Source organism: Novosphingobium sp. CF614, from assembly GCF_900113255.1.
Classification (GTDB): Bacteria; Pseudomonadota; Alphaproteobacteria; order Sphingomonadales; family Sphingomonadaceae; genus Novosphingobium.
In genome coordinates this window covers 1-25,658 of record NZ_FOOR01000021.1, presented here as the reverse complement: position 1 = coordinate 25,658, position 25,658 = coordinate 1, and the positions used below count along the sequence as shown (strand labels likewise).

Annotated in this window: 26 protein-coding genes, 2 tRNA genes and 1 pseudogene; 14 read left to right on the top strand and 15 right to left on the bottom strand. The window is 64.7% G+C overall.

Annotation, left to right across the window (positions count from 1 at the left end; translation table 11 throughout):
* The first annotated feature begins 134 nt into the window (after nt 1-134).
* On the top strand, nt 135-2,117 hold the full coding sequence (locus BM052_RS16355; protein WP_091148616.1) for an AAA family ATPase: 1,983 nt from the start codon (nt 135-137) through the stop codon (nt 2,115-2,117).
* A gap of 223 nt (nt 2,118-2,340) precedes the next feature.
* Here the strand turns inward: BM052_RS16355 and BM052_RS16350 are convergent.
* The 5 genes and pseudogenes from BM052_RS16350 to BM052_RS16330 form a co-directional block, all read right to left on the bottom strand.
* Nucleotides 2,341-2,735, bottom strand: a pseudogene (locus tag BM052_RS16350) (thiol-disulfide oxidoreductase DCC family protein).
* Nucleotides 2,728-3,261, bottom strand: a complete 534-nt coding sequence (locus BM052_RS16345) for a DUF4166 domain-containing protein (protein WP_091148614.1) — start codon at nt 3,259-3,261, stop codon at nt 2,728-2,730. Before BM052_RS16345 ends, BM052_RS16350 begins: the two are co-directional and overlap by 8 nt.
* Nucleotides 3,258-3,731 carry a DUF2269 family protein gene (locus tag BM052_RS16340; RefSeq protein ID WP_091148612.1) on the bottom strand — a complete coding sequence of 158 codons (474 nt, stop codon included), beginning with the start codon at nt 3,729-3,731 and terminating at the stop codon, nt 3,258-3,260. Before BM052_RS16340 ends, BM052_RS16345 begins: the two co-directional genes overlap by 4 nt.
* Entirely contained in the window at nt 3,724-5,001 is a 1,278-nt protein-coding gene (locus BM052_RS16335; protein WP_091148611.1) for an SDR family oxidoreductase, read from the bottom strand. Before BM052_RS16335 ends, BM052_RS16340 begins: the two co-directional genes overlap by 8 nt.
* Before the next feature lie 11 nt (nt 5,002-5,012).
* A complete protein-coding gene (locus tag BM052_RS16330) occupies nt 5,013-5,336 on the bottom strand; it encodes a hypothetical protein (protein ID WP_091148609.1) in 324 nt (107 codons plus the stop codon).
* A gap of 173 nt (nt 5,337-5,509) precedes the next feature.
* Between BM052_RS16330 and BM052_RS16325 the strand changes: the two genes are divergently transcribed.
* The 3 genes from BM052_RS16325 to BM052_RS20305 all read left to right on the top strand — a co-directional run bounded on the left by BM052_RS16325 (nt 5,510) and on the right by BM052_RS20305 (nt 9,390).
* Complete coding sequence (locus BM052_RS16325) at nt 5,510-7,252, top strand: sensor histidine kinase (RefSeq protein ID WP_255406213.1); 1,743 nt, start codon at nt 5,510-5,512, stop codon at nt 7,250-7,252.
* Nucleotides 7,249-8,589 carry a sigma-54-dependent transcriptional regulator gene (locus BM052_RS16320; protein WP_091148606.1) on the top strand — a complete coding sequence of 447 codons (1,341 nt, stop codon included), beginning with the start codon at nt 7,249-7,251 and terminating at the stop codon, nt 8,587-8,589. Before BM052_RS16325 ends, BM052_RS16320 begins: the two co-directional genes overlap by 4 nt.
* Nucleotides 8,590-9,267: 678 nt before the next feature.
* Nucleotides 9,268-9,390: a hypothetical protein gene (locus tag BM052_RS20305; RefSeq protein WP_255406212.1), complete on the top strand. Its 123-nt coding sequence runs from the start codon at nt 9,268-9,270 to the stop codon at nt 9,388-9,390.
* On the opposite strand, the gene BM052_RS16315 is transcribed toward BM052_RS20305, so the two are convergent.
* Both BM052_RS16315 and BM052_RS16310 read right to left on the bottom strand, forming a co-directional pair.
* Nucleotides 9,366-10,634, bottom strand: coding sequence for a tyrosine-type recombinase/integrase (locus tag BM052_RS16315; protein WP_091148605.1), 1,269 nt, complete (start codon nt 10,632-10,634; stop codon nt 9,366-9,368). The two genes, BM052_RS20305 and BM052_RS16315, sit on opposite strands and share 25 nt — an antisense overlap.
* A 166-nt stretch (nt 10,635-10,800) precedes the next feature.
* Nucleotides 10,801-10,887, bottom strand: a tRNA-Leu gene (locus BM052_RS16310).
* 223 nt (nt 10,888-11,110) lie between these two features.
* Here BM052_RS16310 and BM052_RS16305 point away from each other — a divergent pair.
* Nucleotides 11,111-12,091, top strand: a complete 981-nt coding sequence (locus BM052_RS16305; protein ID WP_091148603.1) for a complex I NDUFA9 subunit family protein — start codon at nt 11,111-11,113, stop codon at nt 12,089-12,091.
* 8 nt (nt 12,092-12,099) lie between these two features.
* On the opposite strand, the gene BM052_RS16300 is transcribed toward BM052_RS16305, so the two are convergent.
* The 4 genes from BM052_RS16300 to BM052_RS16285 all read right to left on the bottom strand — a co-directional run bounded on the left by BM052_RS16300 (nt 12,100) and on the right by BM052_RS16285 (nt 15,064).
* On the bottom strand, nt 12,100-12,771 hold the full coding sequence (locus tag BM052_RS16300) for a glutathione S-transferase family protein (RefSeq protein WP_091148601.1): 672 nt from the start codon (nt 12,769-12,771) through the stop codon (nt 12,100-12,102).
* A gap of 117 nt (nt 12,772-12,888) precedes the next feature.
* Nucleotides 12,889-13,509 (bottom strand): methionine biosynthesis protein MetW, encoded by a 621-nt coding sequence (metW, locus tag BM052_RS16295; RefSeq protein WP_369821550.1) that lies wholly within the window; start codon nt 13,507-13,509, stop codon nt 12,889-12,891.
* Nucleotides 13,506-13,949, bottom strand: coding sequence for a GNAT family N-acetyltransferase (locus tag BM052_RS16290; RefSeq protein WP_091148650.1), 444 nt, complete (start codon nt 13,947-13,949; stop codon nt 13,506-13,508). Before BM052_RS16290 ends, metW begins: the two co-directional genes overlap by 4 nt.
* Nucleotides 13,949-15,064 carry a homoserine O-acetyltransferase MetX gene (locus tag BM052_RS16285; RefSeq protein WP_091148600.1) on the bottom strand — a complete coding sequence of 372 codons (1,116 nt, stop codon included), beginning with the start codon at nt 15,062-15,064 and terminating at the stop codon, nt 13,949-13,951. Before BM052_RS16285 ends, BM052_RS16290 begins: the two co-directional genes overlap by 1 nt.
* A 101-nt stretch (nt 15,065-15,165) precedes the next feature.
* On the opposite strand from BM052_RS16285, the gene hisC reads away from it, so the two are divergent.
* Both hisC and BM052_RS16275 read left to right on the top strand, forming a co-directional pair.
* Complete coding sequence (gene hisC, locus BM052_RS16280; protein WP_091148598.1) at nt 15,166-16,290, top strand: histidinol-phosphate transaminase; 1,125 nt, start codon at nt 15,166-15,168, stop codon at nt 16,288-16,290.
* 346 nt (nt 16,291-16,636) lie between these two features.
* Nucleotides 16,637-17,557, top strand: a complete 921-nt coding sequence (locus tag BM052_RS16275; RefSeq protein ID WP_091148648.1) for a prephenate/arogenate dehydrogenase family protein — start codon at nt 16,637-16,639, stop codon at nt 17,555-17,557.
* Nucleotides 17,558-17,626: 69 nt separating this feature from the next.
* Here BM052_RS16275 and BM052_RS16270 read toward each other — a convergent pair whose 3' ends face one another.
* From BM052_RS16270 to ftsE, 4 genes are read right to left on the bottom strand one after another with little or no spacing between them, the layout of a single operon-like run.
* The gene (locus BM052_RS16270) at nt 17,627-18,322 is read right to left on the bottom strand and encodes a lysophospholipid acyltransferase family protein (protein ID WP_091148597.1); all 696 of its coding nucleotides are present in this window, start codon (nt 18,320-18,322) and stop codon (nt 17,627-17,629) included.
* Nucleotides 18,322-18,855 carry a YdcF family protein gene (locus BM052_RS16265; RefSeq protein ID WP_091148595.1) on the bottom strand — a complete coding sequence of 178 codons (534 nt, stop codon included), beginning with the start codon at nt 18,853-18,855 and terminating at the stop codon, nt 18,322-18,324. Before BM052_RS16265 ends, BM052_RS16270 begins: the two co-directional genes overlap by 1 nt.
* Nucleotides 18,856-18,885: 30 nt before the next feature.
* Nucleotides 18,886-19,788, bottom strand: coding sequence for a cell division protein FtsX (locus tag BM052_RS16260; protein WP_369821549.1), 903 nt, complete (start codon nt 19,786-19,788; stop codon nt 18,886-18,888).
* Complete coding sequence (gene ftsE / locus BM052_RS16255) at nt 19,785-20,501, bottom strand: cell division ATP-binding protein FtsE (RefSeq protein ID WP_091148592.1); 717 nt, start codon at nt 20,499-20,501, stop codon at nt 19,785-19,787. Before ftsE ends, BM052_RS16260 begins: the two co-directional genes overlap by 4 nt.
* Before the next feature lie 148 nt (nt 20,502-20,649).
* On the opposite strand from ftsE, the gene BM052_RS16250 reads away from it, so the two are divergent.
* The 7 genes from BM052_RS16250 to BM052_RS16220 form a co-directional block, all read left to right on the top strand.
* Nucleotides 20,650-21,516, top strand: a complete 867-nt coding sequence (locus tag BM052_RS16250) for a zinc-ribbon domain-containing protein (protein ID WP_091148647.1) — start codon at nt 20,650-20,652, stop codon at nt 21,514-21,516.
* 121 nt (nt 21,517-21,637) lie between these two features.
* A tRNA-Leu gene (locus BM052_RS16245) sits at nt 21,638-21,724 on the top strand.
* A 214-nt stretch (nt 21,725-21,938) separates the two neighbouring features.
* On the top strand, nt 21,939-22,139 hold the full coding sequence (locus tag BM052_RS20465; RefSeq protein ID WP_091148591.1) for a helix-turn-helix transcriptional regulator: 201 nt from the start codon (nt 21,939-21,941) through the stop codon (nt 22,137-22,139).
* A gap of 383 nt (nt 22,140-22,522) precedes the next feature.
* Nucleotides 22,523-23,377: a ParA family protein gene (locus BM052_RS16235; RefSeq protein WP_091148589.1), complete on the top strand. Its 855-nt coding sequence runs from the start codon at nt 22,523-22,525 to the stop codon at nt 23,375-23,377.
* A gap of 6 nt (nt 23,378-23,383) precedes the next feature.
* Complete coding sequence (locus tag BM052_RS16230) at nt 23,384-24,046, top strand: hypothetical protein (RefSeq protein WP_091148587.1); 663 nt, start codon at nt 23,384-23,386, stop codon at nt 24,044-24,046.
* A gap of 322 nt (nt 24,047-24,368) precedes the next feature.
* Entirely contained in the window at nt 24,369-24,884 is a 516-nt protein-coding gene (locus BM052_RS16225; protein ID WP_091148586.1) for a hypothetical protein, read from the top strand.
* Between the two features lies 1 nt (nt 24,885).
* Nucleotides 24,886-25,658, top strand: a 773-nt coding sequence (locus BM052_RS16220) for a hypothetical protein (RefSeq protein ID WP_143084872.1), incomplete at its 3' end; no start/stop codon positions are given.

Below are 25,658 nucleotides of genomic sequence, written 5' to 3'. Positions count from 1 at the left end.
GCGTTCCAGCCCTTCGCCTAGGCGTCTCCTTCGCCGTGGCAGGGCCTGAGCGCCGCTGCCCGGTTTCCCGATAGAACCGGAAACTGAAAGAGCGACCCCGCGCGTCTGCGCGGCCGCTCGCGAAGCGAGACATTATGAACCAGATTGAGATCACCCGGCGCATGCTGCGCCGGGCCATGCGCGGCATGCCGGCCGCGTCCCAGCAGGCAAAGGCCCTGCTCGAATTCGCCCGCGCCAATGGCGCCGCGCTCTTCGGCCTCAAGGTCGCGGAGGCGAAGAAGCTCGCCTGGGCCGCGCTCAAGCGCGCGGTTGCACAGGATGGACCTTGCGCCGGTGAAAGTGCCAGTGATGGCAGTGGCGTGCTCCGGCTCGCGCGCGAGCTGGCCGTTTTGCTGCGCCTCGATGTGATCGACAGCGCGATCGTCGAAGTGACGTTCGCGCTCGATCGGCTGTGCCTGCCGGGCGAACTCGACGACATCCTTGCCCGCTCCGCCAACGATGTGCCGGCGATGATTGGCGAGGTGGCCGGGGCCGAACCGCAGGACGCTGAGCGGCGGGTCAGGCTCAATCCGCTGTTCCGCATGGGTCTTGTGACGTTTCGCGCGGACTGGCGCGGGCAGGTGCGCCTTGAGACTCGCTGGGCGCTCGAAAACCTGCTCGACCGCTTGCCGGAAACCGAGGCGGAGATCATCGCCTTGATGGTCGGTCCGCGTCACGTCGCAGGCCTGCCCCTTTCCGCCTTTGCGCATGTCGAGGATACGGAATTTCTCCGCCGCCTTCTCGAAGGTACGCGGCGCGAACGCGCTCGCGGCATCAACATCCTGATCCATGGTCCGCCGGGCACCGGCAAGACCGAGTTCGCACGCAGTCTGGCGGCGGCGGCCGGCTTTTCCCTGCACGGCGCGGGCGAGGCGGACGAGGATGGCGACGAGCCGGACCGGCGCGACCGCATCGCCGCCTTCCAGATGGGCCAGCGCCTGCTCGCCGGAAAGGGCGATGCGGCGCTCCTCTTCGATGAAATGGAAGACCTGATCGGTGACGCGCAGCCCGCCCAGGGCGACTGGATGCGCGGGCGCCAGGGCAGCAAGGTCTTCGTCAACCGCCTGCTCGAAACCAACCCGGTTCCGGTGATCTGGACCACCAATGCCATCGGCAATGTCGATCCGGCGATCCTGCGGCGTATGAGCCACGTCCTGAAACTGGACCTGCCTTCACGCAATACCGCCATGCGCATGCTCGACCATGTCGCGCGCGAGGAAGCCGTGACGCCCGGTGATGGCTGGGGGTCATTGCTGGAAAACACGCCAGAAGTGGCTTCGGTGCTGCGCGTCTCCGCGCGCGGTGCCCGGCTGGCGGGCGAAGCCGACGGCGGACTGCGCCCTGCCCGCGCGCTGGCCAAGGCGCTGCGGGGCAGCAGCGATTTGCCGCTGGACGGTCCGGGGCCGATCGATCTCGATCTCTTCGAAACCGACAGACCGCTTGGCCCCTTGTTCGAACGTCTGCGTGAAAGTGAGCATATGAATGTCTCGCTGCTCCTGACCGGCGTCCCCGGCACGGGCAAGACCGCGCTGGCGCATCACTTCGCCCGGACGCTTGATCGCCCGCTGCTGGTGCGGCGTACATCGGATCTTCTTTCCAAATGGGTCGGAGAAACCGAGGAGCGCATTGCCGAGGCCTTTGCCGAGGCGCGGCGCAAGGAGAGCGTGCTCCTGTTCGACGAAGCGGATTCGCTGCTGTTCGACCGCAGCACCGCCCGCACCAACTGGGAAGTCAGCCAGGTCAACGAATTGCTGACCTGGCTCGACCGTCACCCGCTGCCAGTGGTTGCCGCAACCAACCATGCCCAGCGGCTGGACCCGGCAACGCTGCGGCGCTTCGTCTTCAAACTGGAGCTGCGGGCACTCTCGGGGACCAAGGTGGAACAGGCTTTCGTCCGCTTCTTCGGAATAGAGCCTCCAGCATCATTGGTGTCATTGCAGGGCATCACGCCCGGCGATCTTGCCGTGGTTGCGCGCCAGTTGCGTTATGATCCAACCCACGATGGCAACGAGATTGTCGCGCGCCTGCGTGCCGAAGTGGCGGCAAAGCCCGGGGCTAGCCGACCGATCGGTTTTTAAACGGCAAGTCGTCAGCCACGACATTCAACGGCATGTGATATGAACAATCATGTGTTCATGCTCGTGGAGTTGGCTGCTTTCTGAGGGAACTGGCGGCGCATCGGTACAAGGCCGTCGGTTGCGAGCGGTTCGTTAGGCCACGGATTGCCTCAATACAGTATCCCGGCGGGAGCGTTTGGGCTCGGGCGGTTGAATAAACGCCCATAAAATTGCGCGTACAGCATCATAGCAGCCAATCAGCATACTGTGAATCTGGTATCCAGCAGGTGTCGCGCTTGCCGAAGATGCGGTAGCGGTTCCGCGCGATCCAACGATACACCGGGTCCCGTAGCGATCGAGGAACGATGCTCGCCAAGCCCGCCATGGCCAGCCCAAGCCTGTATAGATAGAAATCACAGCGTCACTGTCTCTAAGCACGCTCTCACCCTCGATTACGAGAATGGTGTCGGGATCAGTAGGGTCGATGCCATGACGGCAAAACAGCGCGGAGCCGGTTTTTCCCTGCATCGACGCGAGGCGGAAGCGGCGGTCGCGGTCGTGCGTAAGGATGAACTGGGCGTTGGCCGAGCACAGCACGCATTCTGCGTCGAAAAGGATGATCGGGTGATCGTCAGTCATCGATGAGCTCCATACTGCCAGTGTAGCGGATGACGAAACCCAGCCAGGGGATGCTCACCGGCACGTCAAAGACAAAGCGTCCCGCTTCCTCTCTCTCGATCGCCGGGCAGCGCGGCCTGAGCCACGCGGGGAGCGGTATGCCGAGGAACCGGAAGCCGATGAGCGAGAAGCAGAGCTTTCCTTCCTTGATCGAAAGGCAGAAGATGTTGGTGGTAGGCCCCATGCGCTCCACGATCAGGCCGGACTTGCTGATGAAGTCACTGTGATACGACCGTCCCGCGAATGTCCGGCGCCATCTTTCGCCGTCGCGGCGACGCTCGAATACGACGGTGACAGGAATGTTGGTGCCGGGTGCCGGTAGCTTCAGCATCAGGCACAGGAGAATGGCGATGGGATTGCGGCTGCGGGTCACGACCGCCGTGCCGGTCCAGCGTTGGGTCTCGGTGGCATCGTGCGCCTGGCGCAGAGTCGGTGCGAGCGCTTCAATGTCCTGCCCCAGCAGGCGGCGGAAGAGCGGAAGGTTCACAGCATAATCTCCGGTTTTGCGACCATCAGCCAGAAGATGATGATTACGCCGATGAACGCAGGCCAACCCAGGGCGAACCACCAGCGGGAGAGCTGAAAGTAACGCAGCGGCAAGGCCTGGCCGTCCGGCGTCTGATCGGCAATCCGCCGCATCGCGATCTGGATGGCGACCACCGGCAGCCAGCAGGCGCCTACCAGTACATAAAGGGCCATGGCGGCCACCAGCCAGCCGCTGGTCAGCGGGAAGCCCGCGATCCGCGCCAGCCATATTCCGGTGACGGGTTGGACGATGACGGCGGGTGTCGTGAACAGCCAGTCGGCCAGCACGACATTGCGATTCACTACCCGGCGTGCCTCCAGCGATCCGGCGCGGTTCGCCATCCAGCCATGGAACGCCGTGCCCAGGCCCGTGCCGAACAGAAGCGTGGAGCTGAGAATATGGATGGTCTTGAGCAGGACATAGTCAGCCACGGCGGGCCTCCATTGCATGAACGACGAGCGACAGGCCAAGAACCGCGAGGTTCTTCACCAGCGGACCGAACGGATCGGCCCAGACGTCAGGAGCGGCGAGCGTGAGGATCACGGTGTAACCCAGCATCAGCGCGGTACCCGCAAGCGCCGCGCCACGGACGCGGGCCAGCAGGGCAAGGCCGATGGCGATGTCCGCCAGCGATCCGCTCCAAAGCGCCACTGAGGCCGGCAGGCCCACGAGTCCGACCTTTGCCAGCCAGGTTGAGACGGCGACGGCAGGCGCGAAGGCCAGCAACACCACCCCGCCCGCCAGCCAAACAAGCGCGAGCAGAATAGGAAGGGCTGGCGCGAACGCCTGCAACCGGGCCTCGACCAAATCGGCGGCACAGGCTGGATGGCGGGCCAACATCTCGTCCAAGGCCATCGGATGAAGGCCTGTGGCGTGGGCGAAGGGAGCAACAGCAGCGGTATTGCCGGCAACAAGCATGGACAGGCTTTCCCGCGTCACCGGCCCCACGCCAAAACGTGCAACGAGCGACAGGAACCGCATGGGCAAAGCCAGTGGCGGTGCCGGACGAAGACCGAGCCATCGCCGCAATCCCTGGATCAGTTCGTCAGTCGTGACGGCACAAGGGCCGACCGCGTCCAGCTTCAGCGCTATAAGTCCGGGCCGATGCAACAACCGGAGGGCCGCCTCGACCAGATCGTCGATATAGACCGGCTGCACCTGCCAGCTTCCTTCACCAAGGCGCGGCATGATCGGCAGCGCGGCGAGTGTAGCGAACAGCGCCATGCTGGCACCCCCACGCCCCAGCACCAGCGAGGGTCGTAGGACGGCCCAGCCCATGCGCCTTCCGTCCGGATCAAGTGCCGCGAGATGATCGTCGGCGTTCTTCTTGCTGCGGTGATATCGGGTGACACCTGTATCGTCGGCGCCCAGCGCCGAAATCTGGATCACCCGCTCTACCCCGCTTACCATGCAAGCATCGAACAGGGCGCGCGGGCCGCTGTCATGTACGCCGGCATAGTCCGCACGGTTTCCGATCAATCCAGCACAGTTCACCACGGCGTCCACCCCCCGTAGGCGGCTCGTCCATGCGGACACGTCGTCATGTGCGAAATCGCAGGCGAGGACTGCGGCTTCCGGCCACGTCCGTGCCAGCCGGGCAGGAGCCCGGCCGGCGATCGTGACGCGGAAGCCCTCGGCGAGCAGCCGGCCAGTAACATGGCTTCCGATGAAGCCGCTGGCACCGATCACAAGGACGTGCATGGCCGGCTCCCTCACGCGTCGCGGACTGGACTGCGACTCCACACCGCGTAACCCATGCCGACCAGCGCGAGCAGGATGCCGAACAGCGTGCTCGTCATGGTGCTCTGAACGAGGTCGGGCACGTTGTTGGCGACGCTGCGCAGCGAAACGAAAAGCATTGGCGTGACCACGGTCATGACGGTGGACCACACCGTCCAGAAACGTGAACGCTCCTCCGTGCCGCACAGTTCGGCGAGCAGGATCGATAGCGGTCGCCAGAGCACGACGGCAGCCAGCGTCGAGACAAGAGCAGTCAGGGCATAGGTGATGAGCAAGGCGGCAATCGGTGCAAGCATGGCTTGTCTCCTTCGAGTGGCCCGCCGGAATTGACGGGCGCGAAACCAGCATCGCAACTGGCGTGCCAATTGCATCGGGAGCCGAAGAAGACTGGAAAACCGCCAGATCCATAGCGGTTGGACCCTCGTAAATGTAAACGATGGAAACAGGAAGTCGTGCTATGGTGTTAACGATGGATACGGCACTTGGCATTCTCGCCTATCTGGGCGCTCTGGCGCTGACGGCTATCGCCAGTCTCTTGCTGGCGATTTTCGTCGCGCTGCGTGCGCGGGCGCTGCCGGGCGCGTGGTTGCTCGTGATGTTCCTAGGCGGAGTAGCCTTGTGGAGCCTGGCGCAGGCGGCACCTGCCATGTTCGGATCGGCGGCTGCGCCTTTCACGACAACGCTGATCGCGCTTTCTCCGCTGCCGGCAGCGGCGTTCGTCTATCTGGTCTTTGCCTATGCGCTATCCTCCGCACAGCGGCGTGTCGCCGTGGCGAGCTATGCCGTGGCGGCCTTCGCATCGGTCATCGGGTTGATCTTCGGTGTGGGCGATGTCTTGCCCTGGCGTGGTTTTCCCGGGTTCTTCGTTCCCTCGGTCGTGGGTTGGGGGGTATTGTGTCTCACCGCCGCGCTTTCACTGGCAGGGCATGTTCGGCTGATGCGCATGTGGATCGAGCAGCAGGGGCAGCAGCGCGATCAGGCGCGCGCGGTCTTCGTATCGAGCGCGATCGGCCTTGTTGCTCTGACAGGGTTCGGATTTCCGGCACTCGGCATCGACGCTTACCCTTGGCCTGTGCTACTGCTGCCGTTCTACTCGGTCGCGCTGGTCTATGGCATTGTCCGGCACCGGTTCATGGCGGCGGACTTGTGGGCGCAGCGCGGTCTTGTCTGGCTGCTGCTTCTGGCCGGAGCCGGCGCAGCAAGCGCCTTGATTGCGGCCTTGCCCCTCGCCCTAGCAGGACGCCCGGCCGGGTTCCTGGCGACCTGGGCCGCGCTGGCGGCAACCCTGCTTCTCGGCCTCGCGCTGCTCACGCCGATGAAGCGGCTGGTCGATCGACTGGTATTTCCCGGCGGACGCCTAACCGAAGCGGATATCGCCGCCTGGCGGGATGAACTGGCCGAAGCGACGGATGGTGAAAGCCTGACGCTCCTCGCCAACAGACTTTTGCGTGAGCGGCTTTCCTTGCCGCCGGACGGGCCAGGCCTCAGCGTGACGGGTGAGACTGTTATACTAACCGGATGGAACGACGCTCCGCTGGCGACCCGTCACATCGCTGAACGCTTTGCTGCGCTTGCTGGCGAAGCTGCAAGACGACTTGAGGCCGCGCACCGCCTTGTTGAGGTGGAACGGGAAGCGCGACTGGCCGAACTCGGCGCGCTGGCGGCGACAGTGGCGCACGATCTGCGCAATCCCCTGGGCATCGTCACCATGGCTGCAACTGGCGCCCCCGCCGATGTACGGGCCGAGATTGGCGACCAGGTGGCGCGGATGAACCATCTCATCACCGACATTCTCGATTATGCGAAGGCCTGGACAGTTGCACCCCAAGCCATCGCGGTGGACATGCTGGCAGAACGCTTCGGCATCGCCGCGCAGGTCCCGCAAGGCATGACCGTCACAGCCGATCTCGCCGCGCTCGACCGGGTCCTGAGTAATCTTATCGACAACGCAAGGTCCCTGAGCACGGAAGTTGCGATGTTCGCCGATCCGGGGCCACCCGCTGTTATCGACATCTGCGACAATGGCCCAGGCATCCCGCCGGAGATTGCCGACAGCCTGTTCCGCCCCTTCGTTTCACGCAGGCCGGGCGGAACAGGGCTTGGCCTCGCCATTGTCCGGCGCATCATGGTGGCACATGACGGGACCGTCTCGCTGGCGGAGCGGCCGGGCTGGTCTACCTGTTTTCGCCTGACATTTGGAGCCCCCTCATGATCCTGATTGCAGACGATGAACCGGCCTTCCAGCGGTTGACGGGCCAATGGCTGCGCAGTCTTGGCCATGAGGTTCAGACTGTGGGAGATGGCGATGCGGCGCGCGCGGCGTTCGCGCATAAGCCGGCCGATGTCGTCCTACTCGATCTCTCGATGCCGCCCCATCACGATCCCGAAGCCGGGCTGGCGCTGATCCCCGCTTTCGCACCGGCGCCGGTCGTGGTGATGACTGGCCATGCCGATCATGCCCTCGCGCTCAAAGCAATCGAGGCGGGCGCTTGGGACTTCCTGGCCAAGCCGGTCGATCCCGACATGCTGAAAGTGGTGGTTGCCCGCGCCGTCGAACGCGCGCGCCTTGCCCGTGAGGTGGCGGATCTCAAAGCGCAGGTCGGGGTGGACGAAGACATGGGCCTCATCGGTAATTCCCCTGCCATGGTCGCCTTGCGAGACCTTATTCGTCGCGTCGCGCCAACAGCGCTGCCTGTCATGGTGCTCGGCCCCAGTGGCACGGGCAAGGAACTGGTCGCGCAAGCGATCCACGCGGCCTCGCCGCGCGCCAAGCAGCCGCTGGTGCCCATTCACTGCGGTGCCGTTCCGGCGGATCTGTTGGAAAGCGAGTTGTTCGGCCATCTGAAAGGTAGCTTCACCGGCGCCCATTCGGACCGACCTGGCTTGGTTGAGATCGCCTCCAATGGCACGCTCTTCCTCGATGAGATCGGCGAAATGCCTGCGGCCATGCAGGTCAAGCTGCTGCGCTTTCTGGCAGATGGTACCTACCAACCGGTCGGCGCACGCGAGTTGCGCCGGGCCGACGTGCGCATCATCGCTGCCACGCATCGCGATCTCGAAGCCGCGGTGGCTGACGGCAGCTTTCGCGAGGACCTGTACTATCGCTTGCGCGGTCTCGTGCTGCGGACGCCGTCGCTGGACGAACGGCGGGAGGATATTCCGTTGCTAGCCAGCCTGTTCCTGCGCCGTGCGACGGACGGGGAAGGCAACTTCGCACCGGGTGCGATTGATTGGCTGGCCGCGCGTCGCTGGCCCGGCAATGTGCGCGAGTTGCGATCAACTGTCGAATGCGCCGCAGCGATGGCGCCCAAATCAGCAACCGGTCTGGCGATCGGTGTTGAAGACCTGGCCTTTGCCACTGGAGAGGCATTGTCACCGGCTCCAGCTTCTGAGGCTCAGACCCTGGAGCAGGAGATCGCCGGGCTCGAACGTCGTCGCATTAAAGAAGCGCTGGAGCGGACAGGAAACAACCACACCCACGCGGCTCGCGAGCTAGGCCTTTCACGCGTTGGCCTGCTCAAGAAGATGGACAGGATGGGCTTGCGGTAGGCAGAGGCGAGCCCTCTTTCCTACCGTTGTCCGGTGGTCAGATCGCAGGGAATTCGGTATAGATTTTGACCGAGTCCGAAAAGGCCCGTGGCTGCCTCGAATATGCCACGAAATGCCTCGACGCTGGACGTCCTCGGACATGCTCGCACGTCCTCGGATTCTGGCAGAAGAGGACTCGAAATGGCCCAATAAAGCGCAGAACTCCGCCATTTTTTGAGCGTTTCATGGGGCGATACCCTCGTTGATACCCCCGGCACTTTTTGCCGACGTGGTTCGAGTCCTTCGAAGGAGTTGCAGGCCTGGAAAGGGGTTCGATCAGAAAGATGATTCGGGGATCACGCTTTCGCTGGCTGGACACGAAAGCCTAATTTTCTCAGGACACAAAAACCTAAAAATCGAGCGGTCTGCTAGCGCGATGGATCACCACTTGCGACGCTTGAAGGCCCAGAGGTGGGCGTAAATCTCCGACAGGTGTCCAGCCTTCTCGTGCGAAAAGCCGCGAGCGATCAACATGGCACGCAATTCGTGTCCTGAGAGCTCCTGCCGGCCTTCCCGAACGAACGCATAGAAGCGATCCCAATCCAAGGAATGGAGAGATGCCGTGTTGGCTAGGACGGCAAACCGCTCGAATAGAATCTTGGTCCGAGTTGAGAGCTTGGCTGCCTTGAGAACCGCGTTTTGAACCCTGAAGCGATAGCGGGTGTCGCCAAGCTCGCGCCGGACGCCGTCGCTAAGCGCATTGCCGAACTCAAGCTGATGGACGACGACGTCTACATCTACGACGCGAAGCGCCTCGACTGACCCTCTTCCTCCTGGGCCTGGGCATTGCCGCGGAAATTGGGCTTGAGCAGCTTGGCGCCGTTGCGCAGGCGGTCGAGCTCGTCCGACCACCATTGCATCATCGTGATCCGCTCGTTCCAATATTCGCCGCGGGTATAGGCCCGGCGAACGCCGTCACGCTCGACATGAGCCAGCTGGCGCTCGATCGCATCGGGATGGAACCGTCCGCTCTCGTTGAGCAAGGTCGCCGCCATGGCGCGGAAGCCATGGGCACACATCTCCTCCTGGGCGAAACCGAGGACGCGCAACGCCGCATTGACGGTGTTCTCCGACATCGGCCGCCGATCGGTGCGAAACGAGGGAAAACAGTATCGGCCGGTTCCGGTCAGATCCCAAAGCTCCTCGAACATGGCCCTGACCTGCGTCGAGAGCGGCACGCGGTGGGCGCCGCGCATCTTCATCTTCTCGGGCGGCAGGTTCCAGACCGACTGGTCGAAGTCGAACTCGGCCCACTCGGCTTGCCGGAGCTCACCGGGGCGAACGAACATATGGGCCGAGAGCCGGAGCGCGTAGAGGGTGATGGCGTGGCCGCTATAACCCTCGATCGCGCGCATGAGCTCGCCGGCGCGCTTGGGACTGGTAATCGCTGCGTGATGCTTTGCCTTAGGCACGGTGAGTGCGCCGCGCAGGTCGCCGGTGGGATCTCGCTCGGCGCGCGTGGTGGCGACGGCGTAGCGGAAGACACGGCCCAGCACGCTCCGCATCCGGCGGGCGCTCTCGTAGCGACCGGTCGCCTCGACCGACCGGAGGACGGCGAGCACCTCTTGGGTGGTGATCTTGGCGATCGGCCGGTTGCCGATCTTGGGATAGGCCATGTCGAGCAGCCAGCGGATTTTGCTCAGCGTGATCTCGGCCATGTCCTCACGCTCGTTCTTGGCAATCCATTCCTTGGCGACCGTTTTGAAGGTGTCGTTCTCCTCGACGCGCGCCTTCGCCCGCGCGACCTTGTCCTCATGCGAGGGGTCGAGGCCGGCCGCGACCAACCGGCGGGCCTCGTCACGCTTGCCGCGTGCGTCGGCGAGGCCGACCTCGGGCCAGGCGCCGAAGGCGAGCGTGCGGTGCTTGCCGTGGTGGACATAGTTGAAGCGCCACAGCTTCGAGCCGTTCGGCCGCACGAGCAAGTATAGCCCGGCGCCGTCGGAGAGCTTATAGTCCTTCGCGGCCGGCTTGGCGCTGACCACGGTCGTGGCAAAGAGGGTGGCCATCTGAGGTATCGCCTCCAAAAGGGGAGGAGAACGATACCTTCCGAGATACCCGAATTGTTCTCGATTGGTGCCGTATCCGCCCGGATTTCGCCGGACGGTTATAGCACAGAAATCGACGGATTTCAGCCATTTTTGGGACGTCCTCGGACGTCCCCGGAAGAACAAATGGTGCCCAGAAGAGGACTCGAACCTCCACGCCCTTTCGAGCGCCGCCACCTGAAGACGGTGCGTCTACCAATTCCGCCATCTGGGCACGGGCGGGGTGCTGGATTGCTGAACCCCGCTGGGTAGGAGCGCGCCTCTACGCAGGCGGTGCGGGCTTGTCAACTGGGGTGGTGCGAACATTTTCGGTTTGTCTGTCGAGCCGCGCCAACTGCCCGGTTGCCCCTGTCCCGTCGTTGTGGCAGGGGCAAAAATCGTGTGCCGAGGCGCGGGAAAAGAGGTTCCGCGCGGCTGAGGAAGGATCGGATCTGACCATGAGCCAACCCCCTGCCGCTTCTCCCACCGCATCGCTTGCGGGCAGGATCGTCACCGTGCTGGGCGGCACTGGCTTTGTCGGCAGGCATCTGGCGCAGGAATTGCTGGCACGCGGGGCGCGCTTGCGGATCGCCAGTCGCGATCCGCAAAAAGCCTTTTGTATCAAACCATTGGGAAACCTCGGCCAGGTGCAGTTCGCGCGGACTGACGTGACCCGGCCTGCTTCGCTGGCGGCCGTGCTGGCCGGTTCGGACGCGGTGGTGAACCTGGTGGGCGCCTTCGCCGGCGATCTCGACGCGCTGCAGGGCAAGGGCGCCGGACGCATCGCAGCAGCGGCCAAAGCGGCCGGCGCGGGGGCTTTCGCCCATGTTTCGGCCATGTTGAACGGCACTGAAGCCGACCTGGACTATACCAGAACCAAGGCAGAGGGCGAGCAAGCGGTACGCACCGCGTTCCCGGAAGCGACGATCGTGCGCCCCTCGCTGATATTCGGCCCGGACGACAAGTTGGTGATGATGTTCGGCGCGCTGATCGCCCGGATGCCGGTAATGCCGGTCTTCGCGCCGGAGGCGAAGCTGCAGCCGGTGTTCGTGGACGACGTGGCTGAAGCGATCACCCATGCCCTAGGCGATCCCATCACCCATGGCGGCAAGACTTACGAACTGGCCGGTCCCGAAGTGATGACCATGCTGGAACTCAACCAGCGCATCGCCGCCGCCGAAGGCCGATCGCGCGTGTTCGCGGTGCTGCCGGACGCGGTCTCCAGCCTGATCGCGACCGCGACCGGCTGGCTGCCCGGTGCGCCGATCACCAGCGACCAGTTCAAGCTGCTCAAGGCCGGCAGCACCGCCACCGGCACCCTGCCCGGCCTTGCCGAGCTTGGCGTGTCGCCGCGCCCGCTGGGACTGTTTCTGGACCGCTGGATGACCCAATTCCGCAAGCACGGAAGGTTCGGGGCGAAGAACATCCGCGCGGCCTGACCGCGGCCTTACGCGTCCACCTCGGCATAGTGGCTGGGCGGCTGGATCACTTCCATCCGCTCGGACAGCAACGGGCGGAAGCTCGGCCGGGACTTCATCACCAGATACCAGCCGCGCGCCTGTTCGTGGCTCGACCAGTCGAGCCCGCCCAGGTAATCCGCCACCGAGATCTGCGCGGCGGCGGCAAGATCGGCCAGCGTCATCGTCGAGCCCGCCAGCCAGGGCCGATTGTCGATCAGGTAATCGACGTAATCGAGATAGTCGTGCGCGAGCTTCATCGATTCGCGCAGCGCCTTCGCGTCGGGGGACTGGCGCAGCACCAGGCGCTTCTTCATCCGTTCCAGCAGCAGCGGCCCCGACACGTCATGGAAGAAGTTCTCATCGAACATCGCGATCAGCCGGCGGATTTCGGCGCGCTGCTGCACCGTGCCGCTGATGAGCGGGTTCCGCTCGACGGTTTCCTCGAAATATTCGCAGATCGCGCGGCTGTCCGACAGGACGATACCGCGCTCGGTCTCCTTCACCACCGGCGTGCGCCCAGCCGGGTTCATCGCGAAAAGCCGATCCTCTCCCTCCCATGGGCGCGCGGTCTGAAGTTCGTAGGCGATGCCCTTCTCGGCCATGAGCAGCCGGACTTTCCGGCTGAACGGGCAAAGCGGAAACTGATAGATGTGCCACATGTCGTTTCGATGCCAAAGCCGGACAGGAGCGTCCACCCGGACGGGTTTTCGCGCAGGGACGAAACGCGTGGATAAGTCCGGCGTTCATCGCCAATCGAACGGGCGATTGCCCGCGCTTCAAGCCCGCGAAAGCAGGAACACCGCGTGCTCGGCGCGGAAGTTCGCCGCGGCGGCGCTGCATTTGGTGCCGCCCGAAAGGAACCAGCAGCCCTCTACCTTGATCCCACGCTCCTTCACCAGCGCGCGAAAATCGTCCACGGTCAGGTGGTGGATATTGGGCGTTTCGTACCACGGGATCGGCAGCAGCCGCGTCACCGGCATGCGCCCGCCCCACAGCAGCGAGAGGCGCACGCGCCAGTGCGCGAAGTTGGGGAAGCTGACGAAGGCCTTGCGGCCGATGCGTAGCAGCTCCTCCAGCACCATGTCCGGGCGCATGGTGGTCTGCAGCGTCTGCGAGAGGATCGCGTAGTCCACCGACTTGTCGGGGTAGAAAGCGAGGTCCTTGTCGGCATCGCCCTGGATCACCGACAGCCCCTTGGCGACGCAGAGACTGACATTGGCGGGATCGAGTTCCATCCCGCGCGCGTCGCAGTCCTTCCCGTCGCGCAGGGCCGCCATCAGGGTGCCGTCGCCGCAGCCGATATCGAGCACGCTGGAGCTTGGCGCGATATTGGCGGCAATCACCGCGAGATCGCGGCGCAGCCCCCCCTGCAGGCCGGCAGGCACAGCCGCGTTCACGGGGCGACCCGCAGCATCGCGGCGAATTCGGGCGAAAGGCGTTCCATCACGCGTTCGGGCCGGAGCAGCGGCGTGAAACCCAGCGCAGCGTAGACGCCGTGGGCGTCGGCGGTGGTCAGGGCGAAGCGGCGAACGGTCGCATAGTCGGGATGCTCGACGAACCAGCGCACCATCTGCCGCCCGATGCCCTGGCCGCGAACACTCTCGTCCACCCATACGTCGGCGAGCCAGGCGAAGCTGGCACGGTCCGAGATCATGCGCGCGAAGCCGACCTGGCCATGTCCGGAACGGTAGGCGCCCAGACAATGCGAACCGGCGTTCTGCCGCTCCACCGCTTCGCGCGCGATGCCCGGCGTCCAGTAGCTGGAGGCCAGCCAGCCATGGACGCGGCCGAGATCGATCCGCGCGGGATCGTCGCTCAATTCGATAGCCGAATCAATCACCGGGCCTCCCCCAGGAAACCGGCCACGACCCGGTCTAGCGCCGGCACGTCCAGCAGGAAGCTGTCATGCCCGAACGGCGCGGACAGTTCCATGAAGCTCACCGGCAGGCCGGCGGCGTTGAGCGCGTGGACCACGTTGCGGGATTCGGCGGTGGGATAGAGCCAGTCGGTATCGAAGCTGACCAGGCAATAGCGCGCCCTGGACCCGGTGAAGGCGTTGGCAAGCAGGCCGCCGTGCTCCTCGGCCAGGTCGAAGTAGTCCATGGCGCGGGTGATGTAGAGATAGGAATTGGCATCGAAGCGATCGGTGAACGACAGGCCCTGGTAACGCAGGTAGGATTCGATCTGGAAATCGGCATCGAACCCGAAGGTCTTCTCGGCGCGGTCCTGCAGGCGGCGACCGAACTTCTCGGTCAGCCCCGCCTCGGACAAATAGGTGATGTGCGCCGCCATGCGGGCGACCGAAAGGCCCTTTTCCGGTCCTTTCCCGTGCGCGTAGTAATCCCCCTCTCGCCATTCGGGATCTGCCATGATCGCCTGGCGGCCGACTTCGTGGAAGGCGATGTTCTGCGCCGAGTGGCGCGCGGTGGAAGCGATCACCAGCGCCGCGCGGGCACGCCCGGGAAAGTTGGCGGCCAGGCTGAGCGCCTGCATGCCGCCCATCGATCCGCCGACCACGGCGTGCAGGCTTTCGATCCCCAGTGCATCCAGCAGCGCGACATGGGCGCGCACCATGTCGCGGATGGTGATGACCGGAAAGCGCATGCCCCAGGGCTGGCCGTCCGGCGCCGGGCTGGCGGGCCCGGTCGATCCCATGCAGGAACCGATCACATTGGCGCAGATAACGTGGAAGCGGTTGGTGTCGATCGGCTTGCCCGGCCCCACCATGCGCACCCACCAGCCGGGCTTGCCGGTCTTCGGATGGTTGGAAACGACATGATGATCGCCGGTCAACGCGTGGGTAATCAGGATCGCGTTGTCCCGGGCCGGGTTCAGCGTGCCGACGGTCTCATAGGCGATGCGCGCGCCGGGCAGGCTCTGCCCGCCGTCGAGCGGCAGCGGCTGGGCCAGTTCGAGCAAGTTGCTCTGGTCGAGGATCGGGGCGGTCGCCATGATGATTTCGCCAAGTGGGGAACCGCCCTTCGGGAGTCAATCGCGGCCCGTCAATCCCCTACTGTCAATCGCTGTCTCGCTGGGCTAAAGGCGCGCCCGTCATGACCGAAACCGAAACCCGCACCAAAGCCCCCCGGACACGGCCCACGCCCAAGCCCTGGATCGAGGCGATCCATGCCTATGTACCGGGCAAGTCGAAAGGCAAGGACGGGCGGCCGCTCATCAAGCTTTCCGCCAACGAGAACCCGCTGGGCACCAGCGAAGCGGCGCTGGCCGCGAAAGCGCAGGCGCCCTCGCTCTATCCCGATCCGGACAGCACCGCGCTGCGCGCCGAGATCGGCGCCCGGCACGGCATCGATCCGGCGCGCGTGGTCATGGGCACCGGATCGGACGAGCTGCTCAACCTCGCCGCGCAAGGCTATGCCGGGCCGGGTGACGAGGTGATCTACGTGCGCTTTGGCTTTTCGGTCTACGATATCGCCGCGCGCCGCTGCGGCGCGGTGCCGGTGGTGGCGCCGGATGCCGACTATGGCACCGATGTCGACGCGCTGCTGGCGCTGGTGACGGCAAGCACGCGCGTGGTCTTCATCGCCAACCCCAACAACCCGACCGGATCGTTCCTGCCCCGGGGCGAGATCGCCCGCCTGCACGCCGCCCTGCCCGCGGACGTGCTGCTGGTGATCGACCAGGCTTACGGCGAATATGTCGCGCCCGAGGATGACGACGGCGCCCTGGCTCTGGCCGCCGCGCACGAGAACGTGCTGGTCACCCGCACGTTCTCCAAGATCTTCGGCCTGGCCGGCGAGCGCATCGGCTGGGCCACCGGCGCGCCGGGCATCATCGCCACGCTCAACCGCATTCGCGGCCCCTTCAACGTCTCCGGCACCGGGCAGGCGATGGCGCTGGCGGCGCTGGCCGATCCCGCCTTCGTCGAGGCCAGCCGCGTCCACAACCGCGACGAGCGGGCGCGCTTCGTCGAGCGGATCGACGCGCTGGGCAATCTGGGCCTGCGTGCGTTGCCGAGCCAGGCGAATTTCGTGCTGGTGCTGTTCGAAGGCAGGCTGACCGCCGAGGCCGCCTTCGAAGGCCTTGCCGAACGCGGCTATATCGTGCGCTGGCTGCCGAACCAGGGCCTGCCGCAAGCGCTACGCATCACCATCGGCAAACCCGCCGACATGGACGCCATAGCGCAGGGCCTGCGCGAAATGGCGGAGGCGGCGAAGTGAGCGGCCGCCCGGGCGCTTCATTCTCCAACGACGGCGTCGTCACAGCCCGCGAATTTTCGCGCGGAGGCGCGGAGACGCGGAGAGAGAAGCGAAACAAAAAAAGCATGCAGAGACGCAGAGACGCAGAGATGTTCCGTCGTACCGCAGGTCTCCTGCCATTCGTTGCTCGCTGTAAAACGCGTCGTGGCGACGGAAAGCGGCTGCGCCGCGAAACGTGTCTTCTCTGCGTCTCTGCGTCTCTGCGTGCATCAGCCCAAAGCATTCTCTTCGAGCCTCACCGCCTGTCCTTGAACCCATTCACGGTATACGCGTCTGAACGCGATGGCGCCGCCAGGGGATGCTGGGCATGACCTTCCGCCACGTCGCGATCATTGGCCTCGGCCTGCAAGGCGGCTCGATCGGCCTGGCGGTGCGGGAATTCCTGCCCGGCGTCGTCACCACCGGCCACGACATCTCACCCGAGTACCGCGTCCGCGCCGCCGAGCGCGGGCTGGTCGGCAAAGTCTGCGAAACCGCGGTCGAGGCGGTGCGCGGGGCCGACCTGGTGATCTTCTGCGTGCCGCCCGGGGTCATGGGCGAAGCCGCCGCCGCCGTGCGCGACGCCATGCCGGCCGATGCGCTCGTCAGCGATGTCGGCTCGTCCAAGCAGGCCATCGCCAAGGCACTGGGCGAGGCGCTACCCGATCACCTGGTGATACCCGCCCACCCGGTCGCCGGCACCGAGAACTCGGGGCCCGACGCGGGCTTCGCGCATTTGTTCCGCAACCGCTGGTGCATCGTCACCCCGCCCGAGCAGACCGACCTGCTGCGGCTCAGCGCGCTCGTCGAATTCTGGGAAGCCCTGGGCGCCAATGTCGAGATCATGACGCCGGAACACCACGATCTGGTGCTCGCGGTGACCAGCCATTTGCCGCATCTCATCGCCTATACCATCGTCGGGACCGCATCGGACCTGGAGGACGTGACCCAGGGCGAAGTCATCAAGTACTCGGCCGGCGGCTTCCGCGACTTCACCCGCATCGCCGCTTCCGATCCGACGATGTGGCGCGACGTGTTCCTGTCCAACAAGGAAGCGGTGCTGACCATGCTGCAACGCTTCACCGAAGACCTGACCGCGCTGCAGCGCGCGATCCGGGTGGGCGATGGCGACACCCTGTTCGAGCACTTCGCCCGCACCCGCGCGATCCGCCGCTCGATCATCGAGGAAGGCCAGGACGATTCCCGCCCCGACTTCGGCCGTGCCGATCACGAAGGCGGGCAAGGCTGAGACCAACCCAAAGGCAAAAACGTCATCCCGGCAGACGCGGAACCGTAACCGGTCCCGGTTTTCACATTTCTACCCGTTCAGCGCATTGATCGCCGCGCGCACCCTTGCCTCGATCTCCTCACGCGGGAGACCGGATTCGATCCGGGTGCCGACGCGGATGGTGATGGTGCCCGGCTTTTTCCAGCGGCGGTGATAAAGCCGGCCGCTGTTCACCGCCACCGGCACCACCGGCAGGTCCAGCAGCTTGTAGAGCCCGGCGAAGCCCGATTGCAGCGGCGGCCGCTGGCCGGTGGGAACGCGGGTGCCTTCCGGGAAGATCGCCAGCGGCCGATGACGCGCCGCGAACTTGCGCGCGTCGCTCACCATCTTGCGCAGCGCCCTGGCGCCTTCGCCGCGCTCGACCGCGACGATGCCATAGTGCCGCGCGGCGCGTCCCCAGCCAGGAATGCCCACAAGCTCGACCTTGGGAAAGGGCACCGGCCGGTCCATCAGCGCCGGCAGGTCGATCGCCTCGAAGAAGCTTTCATGCTTGATCGCGACCAGCACGCCGTCGTTCGGCAGCTCACCTTCGATCACCAGCCGGATGCCCAGCAGCCAGCGCGCGCAGGCGCGGTGGTACAGGCTCCAGGCCCGCACCACCCGGCGCAGCGGTTCGTCGCCGATCATCACGGCCACGAAAGCAGCCAGCACCAGCAACACCGTGCCCAGGTAGAAGGCGGCGTAGAACGCCAGGCTGCGCAGGACGTCGACGGGAGTTGTTCGCATCACCGGCCAAAAAGGTTCAACGCGGCCCGGGCCAGCAGCTTGTGATATTCGAGCACCAGCGCGCCCAGGCTCGGCTGCGAGGGCACCGCGTCGCGCTCCAGCTTGACGTCACCGGGCAGCTCGCGCGCCAGGTCCAGCGCGGCCCGGCGCATATGCCAGTCCGCCGTCACCAGCCGCACCGAATGGGCCCGGTGCTGGACGACCCATTGCGCCGCCTCGACGGCGTTGGAGCGGGTATCGTAGGCCTGGTAGCCCAGCGTCACGCAGCACTTCATCAGCGCGGCCGACACGCCGAACTCGGCGGCGAATTCGCGCGGCTTCACTTCGCGATCGACTCCCGAGACCAGCAGGCGCGGCGTCCCGCCGGATTTGAGCACGTCAAGCGCGTGCTCGATCCGGCCCTTGCTGCCGGTCAGCACGATGATCGCGTCAGTGCGCGCGTCGCCAGGCAACGGCCCCGGCAGCGCGACGGCGAACCAAAGGAACCCGAGGAGCCAGATCAGCACGATAAAGGCGACGAAGCGGCGGAACATTGTGAATGCTTATATACGTTCTGATGCCGACTAAAGCATCTTACGCAAAGCGTGGAGAACCGTAAGGCGCGCGGTAACCATTGCCAGCAGCGTGGAAAGCAGCGGCACCAGCGCCAGCAGCAGCCAGTCGCTCCAGGTCAGCGCGCCATTGTCCACGAGGCCGGCGCCAAGCCCGGCGAAGCGCCGGCCGAGCACGAGGATCACCACCAGCGCCAACGCCAGCCCGACGGTGCCGCCGCCCGCCGCGTCATAGCCGATCGAACGCTGGAAGACGCGAGCGATCTGCGCATCGGTGCCGCCCAGCAGGTGGACGATCTCGATCACGTCGCGATTGGCGCCCAGCGCGGTGCGCGCGGCCAGCAGTACCGCCGCCGTCAGCGCCAGTGCCAGCAGCGCGACAAGCGCGATGGCCAGCACCTGGAGCGATACCATGGCGTCGAACACCGGCTTCAGCCAGTTCGACTGCGCATCGACCCGCGCCGACGGCGCCACCGGTTTCAACGCCTGCTCGATCGCCGCCAGCTGCGCCGGGCCGGCCGCGCCCTTGAGCCGCACGTCGATCAGCGCCGGCACCGGGATCGCCGCGCCGGTGGCCGTGGCGATCCCGGTGCCCAGCCATGGCTCGATCAGAGCGTCAAGCTCAGCCTGCGGGACCAGCCGCAACCCGGCCACGGCCGGCATCGCCTTGATCGCCTCCACCGCCCGCACGGCCTCCTGCTCCCGCACGTCGGGGCGCGGTTCGATGATCTGGACGGTGACGCCGCCCTCGATTTCGGCCCGCGCGGCGGAGACCGCGTTGCCGAGTGCGAAGCCGGCGGCGAGCGCGATGGCCGTCATCGCCACCATGATCGCGATGACCCATGGCATCGGCCCGGACATGCGCGTCTGCGGGATCAGTTCCGCATCCCCGGCGGCGAACAGGCGGCCCATCATCCCGAAGTCTTCCGGGGCGGGTAGCGCAGCGCGCCGGTAGGGTCGGAAAGACGGCCACGGTCCAGCCGCATGATGAGGCTGTCGGGCACTTTGCGCAGCAGGTCGAGGTCATGGGTGGCCACCACCACGGTGGTGCCCTGCCGGTTGAGCATCTCGAACAGACGCATGAGCTTCAGCGCCATTTCCGGATCGACATTGCCGGTCGGCTCGTCAGCCACCAGCATCGCCGGGCGGGCGATGACCGCGCGGGCGATGGCGACGCGCTGCTGCTCGCCGCCCGAAAGCGTCGCGGGCCGCGCGTCGAGGCGGTCGCCCAGGCCTACCCAGTCGAGGATGTCGCGGACCGGACCGGCAAGGTCCCGCTCGAGATGGCCGGCGACCCGCAGCGGCAGCGCCACGTTGTCGAAGGCGGACAAATGCGGAATCAATCGGAAGTCCTGGAACACCACGCCGATCCGCCGCCTGAGCTGCGGCAGCCGGTTCCTGGGCATGGTGATGGCATCGGTCCCGAACATGCGGACCGCCCCGCGCGAAGGACGCTGGGCAAGATAGAGCAGCCTGAGCAGCGAAGTCTTGCCCGCGCCACTGGCCCCGGTCAGGAAATAGAACCGACTGGAAAACAGCGTGAACGTCAGGTCGCTCAGCACCTCGCGATCGGTGCCGTAGCGCAGGCCGACATTGTCGAAGTGAATGATTTCCCCGTCCGCCGTCATGCTCGATCTGTTAACCATGCTCGCCGGGTCCGAACGGGCGGCCTAGCGGCTATAACGACCAATGTATGTGGAAAAAAGGGCAATAGACCGCGAACCCACAGGTCCAAAGCTTGTCGCGTGCGAGTCAACCGTGCTTATGAGGGCGATCATGATTATCGCCTGCCCAGCCTGCTCGACGCGCTATGCCGTACCGGACAGTGCGATCGGGGTGGACGGCCGCACCGTGCGGTGTGCCAAGTGCCGCCACAGCTGGTTCCAGGAAGGTCCCGCGCTCCAGCTCGAAACCGCGCAGGCCGCACCCGTTTCCCGGCCGGCGGCGGTTCCGGTTCCCCCGGTCGCGCCGGCTTCCCCGCCGCCCGCCCCGCCGCGTCAGGAGGCCCGGCAGGCGCCGGAAGCGGAACCCGAAGCCGGGCCGCGGATCGGCGCGCCGGGTGGCTATGCGGCCGAGCCGGATGAAGAACCGCCGCCACCGCCGATGGCCGCACCGCGCCAGTCCGGACGCGCGGCCATCTACGATGACGGCGACCCCGGCCGCCCTGCAAACCACGGACCGTCGAGCTTCGATTTCGCGCCGCCGTTCCGCCCACGCCGCAACTGGACCAAGATCGGCACCTACGCGGCGGGGACCTTCGCGGTGGTGACGCTGGGCCTGACCGGCGTGATCGCCTGGGGCGGGCTGCCCGACTGGGTGCCGATCCCGCGCGCGACCTTCCAGCGGGCCCAGCCCGACCTCCAGCTCGACTTCCCGAGAGCCCGCCAGGACCGCAAGCCCCTGCCCGACGGCAGCGAGTTCTTCAGTGTCAGCGGCACGATCAGCAACATCGGCAGCGAGGCGCGCTACGTTCCCTCGCTACTGGTCGTGCTGCGCGACCAGCGCGAGCGCATCGTCTATGAAAAGGAAATCGTCCCGCCCAAGCACAAGCTCGCGCCCGGCGAAACGCTCACGATCAACGAAGCCCTCACCGACATCCCCAAGGCCGCCAGCGCCGCGGAGATCGGCTGGAAGCCGGATTGAGCGATGACGCCATCGAAAGAAACCCGAAAATAAACTTCGGCGACTCGCTTGCAGCCCCCGAATCCCTTTGCTAATGGCCCGCTCCTGCCAAGGGCCGGATGCAATCCGGCCCGTTGATTTAGCGGTCGTGGCGGAATTGGTAGACGCGCAACGTTGAGGTCGTTGTGGGCGAAAGCCCGTGGAAGTTCGAGTCTTCTCGACCGCACCAATCCCTTGAATTCATCGATGAAATTCAAGGGGTTAGTGGGATGGTAATAGGCCAGACCACCTTTTAGGCCACCTTAGATTACGCACTCGGGCGGCCCGCTATGCGCGGCCATGTTCACCCCATTTGCGACTCGCCCCGATCCTGATAGCGTCAGCCCACCTCGGGGTTTGTCGTAACCGGGGCATCGCGATGCTCTCTTCATGGGAACATCGTGATGAGGATACTATCAAAGCGTCAGCTCAAGGAGCTCGTTCTGTACTCACCGCAGCACATCGCACGATTGGAAATGGCCGGGCAATTCCCCAAGCGGGTACACCTTGGCCCTAGCCGAGTGGGGTGGGTTGAGGCTGAAGTGCTCGATTGGCTTCAAAAACGGTTGGATCGTCGAGAAGCGCCTAGCCGACACTCCTTCTGAAGGAGCGGGTGGCCGGGTGTGCACAGCCCGGCCACCCATTTTTGGCCGATAGGAGAATGTCCGGTTCGGAGCTGGAATGGTGAGATAACTGACACTCACACCGCAGCAACTCGCGACCAATTGAATCCATTCCGGGGCTGACGCTTGAACGTTCGCTCACGCCGGAACCGGTTGTTTGCATGCTATCCAGCAGCCGGACGGTAGTGCGCCTAAAGCCGGCCAGGACGCAAGGAGCTACTCGGAGGGCTAATTGGTTAGTCTAGAAGCGTGCCGCTCATTTATCCCAAGATCTGGGCCGCGCCGCAAATCTGCGTTAAGCAAGCTATGTTCACGCAAACTTTGAACAGCTACAAAGTTGAGTGAATTACAAAAAGGGGGGGCGTATGGCCAAAGCCGTAGGGAAGAGCGGACCGATCACGGTCTGCGTGATCAATCTGAAAGGCGGGGTCGGCAAGTCGACCATCACTGCACTTTTGAGCCGCTATGCATTCAACACCCGTGGTAAGGATGTGCTCGCCATTGATCTCGATCCTCAGGCCAATCTAAGCCAGGGTCTCATGCATCAGACCTACTCGACTTTTCTCTCGCAAAAGGGTGGCTCGATTGTCGAAGTTTTTGCCGACTATATGCCACCGCAGGGTGGAGGCGGGCCTCAGCCTCTCACGGCCGAGGCAGTCACCGAGCTGATCCTTGAAAAAGACGAACGGCGGCTCGACCTCATTCCATCGCGCTTCGATTTTTCCGATGCACTGACCAATGCGGTGCGCCCCGACCCGCGCATCCTCGCCAAATTCCTGTCGAAGAATTTTAAGAGCAAGGATCTCATTCTGATCGACTGCTCGCCCACAGAATCCGTGTTCACAACCGCCGCCTATCACGCCAGCGATTATGTTTTGATCCCGGTAAAGCCCGAGTTTTTCGCGACGATTGGCTTTCCGCTGTTGGCAGAATCGCTCGCGAATTTTCGGAGGAACAACAAAGGACACGCGATCGATGTCGCTGGCGTCGTGATCAACAACGCCTTCTATGATGGCGGGAACGACGGTGGTCCGGAGAAAGGGAGGGCCATGCGCGCAATCACGCAGGAATGCGCGAATAATGGCTGGCACATTTTTTCGAAGCAAATGTACCACTCGCGGGGCTATCCCAAATTGATGCGCGGGGACTACAGCTATCCAGGCGACGCAGCGTTATTTTGGACGTTTGCGAGCGAATTCTTCGACCATCTGGGATTGTGAACCACCGTGGCCAAGCTCAACCGTGATGAAATCCTCCGCGGCCTGCTTCAAACCCTCGTCGATGGATGGGGAAAGGGCGCGATCTTGGAGGCGCTCGAGGCGCTGGATACAGCGACGCCTGGAGATAAGCATAGACGCGACAAGCACTCGGTCGAGGATAGGTTCCGGGGTGTCGAGGCGCTAGTCGCCGAGATGGAGATGTCACCCGAACACCGACGGCTCATGACAGACCTCGCCAGACGCTTTGACGATGGGCGCGCCTTTCCTAGAATCGGCGATGTTCGCGGCTTCCTCCTATCGCACCAGCAAAATGCCACCGATCTGAAAGGCCGCACCCAGGGCTTCAGGCGCATGTTGCCGATCCTGACGCGCATGTCGCCCAAGGGATTGGAGAGGCTCATCGCACGCTCGCACCATTCCGGCCCGGCCGACCTTGGCGAAATTTCCGATGCCATTCGCGGAGCCGGAGAGGATTTACGCGGCAAGCCTCAAGCAAGAGCAGAGACTGTGGAGCCCGTCGATACTCAGGAGGTCAATACGCCAGCCGAGAACGCGGAACCCAATGCGAATTCCTCTGTGGCACCGGAGCAAGGCGCCGTCCCGCAGAGCAACCGCACTAAACGGAGGCGGGGGCAGGGTTACGATATTAAAGGGGCAAAAAGGTCCTGAGCTCCGCTGCGGTTGAACCTGTTCGGCAAGCGAAACCGGACAGGCAGATTTTGGGGGGCGTCAAACCGGCCGTGAAACGACGGGCTTGGGCGCGAAGCTGCCGCGTACCTCTATCCCCATCTCGTAGCGCTTTCGCTCCCCATCCATTGCTGCACATGGCTGCGCATCGCGTCACCCACTGCGGGCGGCACCGACCGCGACTTCATAATGAATCCCGTATATTCAATATGAATCTACCCTCACCCTAGACGTCATCTCGAATACCCTTGACCATTTTGGCGACTCCCGTCTCAATAGCGTCGGGCAACAACGGGGGCATTCCATGGAACTGCTTTTTAAACGGGAGCAAACATCCGGCAAGATGGGCCGGATCAACTTCAAACTGTGGGGCAAGCTTGAAGTCAGTGAAGACGAGCAGGCGCTCATCACCCGATATCGCTTCGATGAGTCCGTCCTCATCGGCTCGGACGATTCCGAGCTGTTACGGAAGTCCGTCAAGCTCGGCGCCATCGTCTTCGTGATCGCCGCCCTCCTGCTGACCTACATGGGAGGCGCCGCCGTCGGATTTTGGGGAGGCGTCGCGGCCGGTGTCGGCGCCGGCTACTGGCTCATGAACGAAAAGCGCGAGACCATTTTCGTCAAGGATATGCTGCACGGCCGCAACTTCACCTGCGAGAGCGTGGTGGAGCTGGCGAAAAAGGAAGCGTGGCTCGAAGGGGCCTGCGGCGTGTTCCGCCAGGTCATGGAAAGCGCCAAGCACTGGGATGGCGTCGAGCGTCACACCATCGATCCCTTGCCAAAGGAACAGGCCAAGGACCTCATCCTCAGGGCCGCCTGACATGGTCTGGCGCATCGGCGCGCGCGTCCATGCCCTGGCACACGGGTTGTTCAAGCCGAGTGAGGCGGAACTAGTTCGCCAGCAATGGAACGACGTGGCCGGCCTGTTTCGGCAGGCTGGCCTCTGCGACCCGTCAGACCGCACGCGGCTTATCGGCACGATTGCGGATGGCGTCACGGAACGCCTCGGCATACCGGCGGACCACGAACAAGCCGATGTCATTGCCGAATTCAGTGAGCGCCTGTTCGACTACGAAGGGCTGTTTCTGTTGCCCGAGGTCGATTGGAGCCGAGAGCGCACCATTGCCGAGCTGTGGGACATCCGGGAGGAACTCACCCGCCAGCGCGGCTTCGTGAGCGACTTCGATGAGAACCGAGAACTGCTGGAGCTCGCCTGCGCCGCTATCCTCGATCCACTCTATGTGGCTTGCCCGGCTTTGCTCGACGAGCCGGACGACACGGACGGCATCAGCGTGCCCACGAGCCTCCTTCACAGCATCAGCGATCTCGGGACTGTGACGCAGGCCATGCAGGGCGTCGCCTTTGCCGAAGATATAATCGAACGCGGATTGCTTGCGCGGCTCAACAATCGACTGGAGCGCAATCTGGTCGCGGCGTCCGGTGGCAACCTCGCCGACCCCCGCAGCTTCACCCGCTCGCTCAGAATGCCCGAGCAGTGTGGGCGGCGAAGTCGCGCTGAAAGACGCTTGCGCCGCGGCGTCATGGCCGGGGTGACGGGGCCGCGGGACCAGGCGCCGGAAGCCGAGCCGCCGCA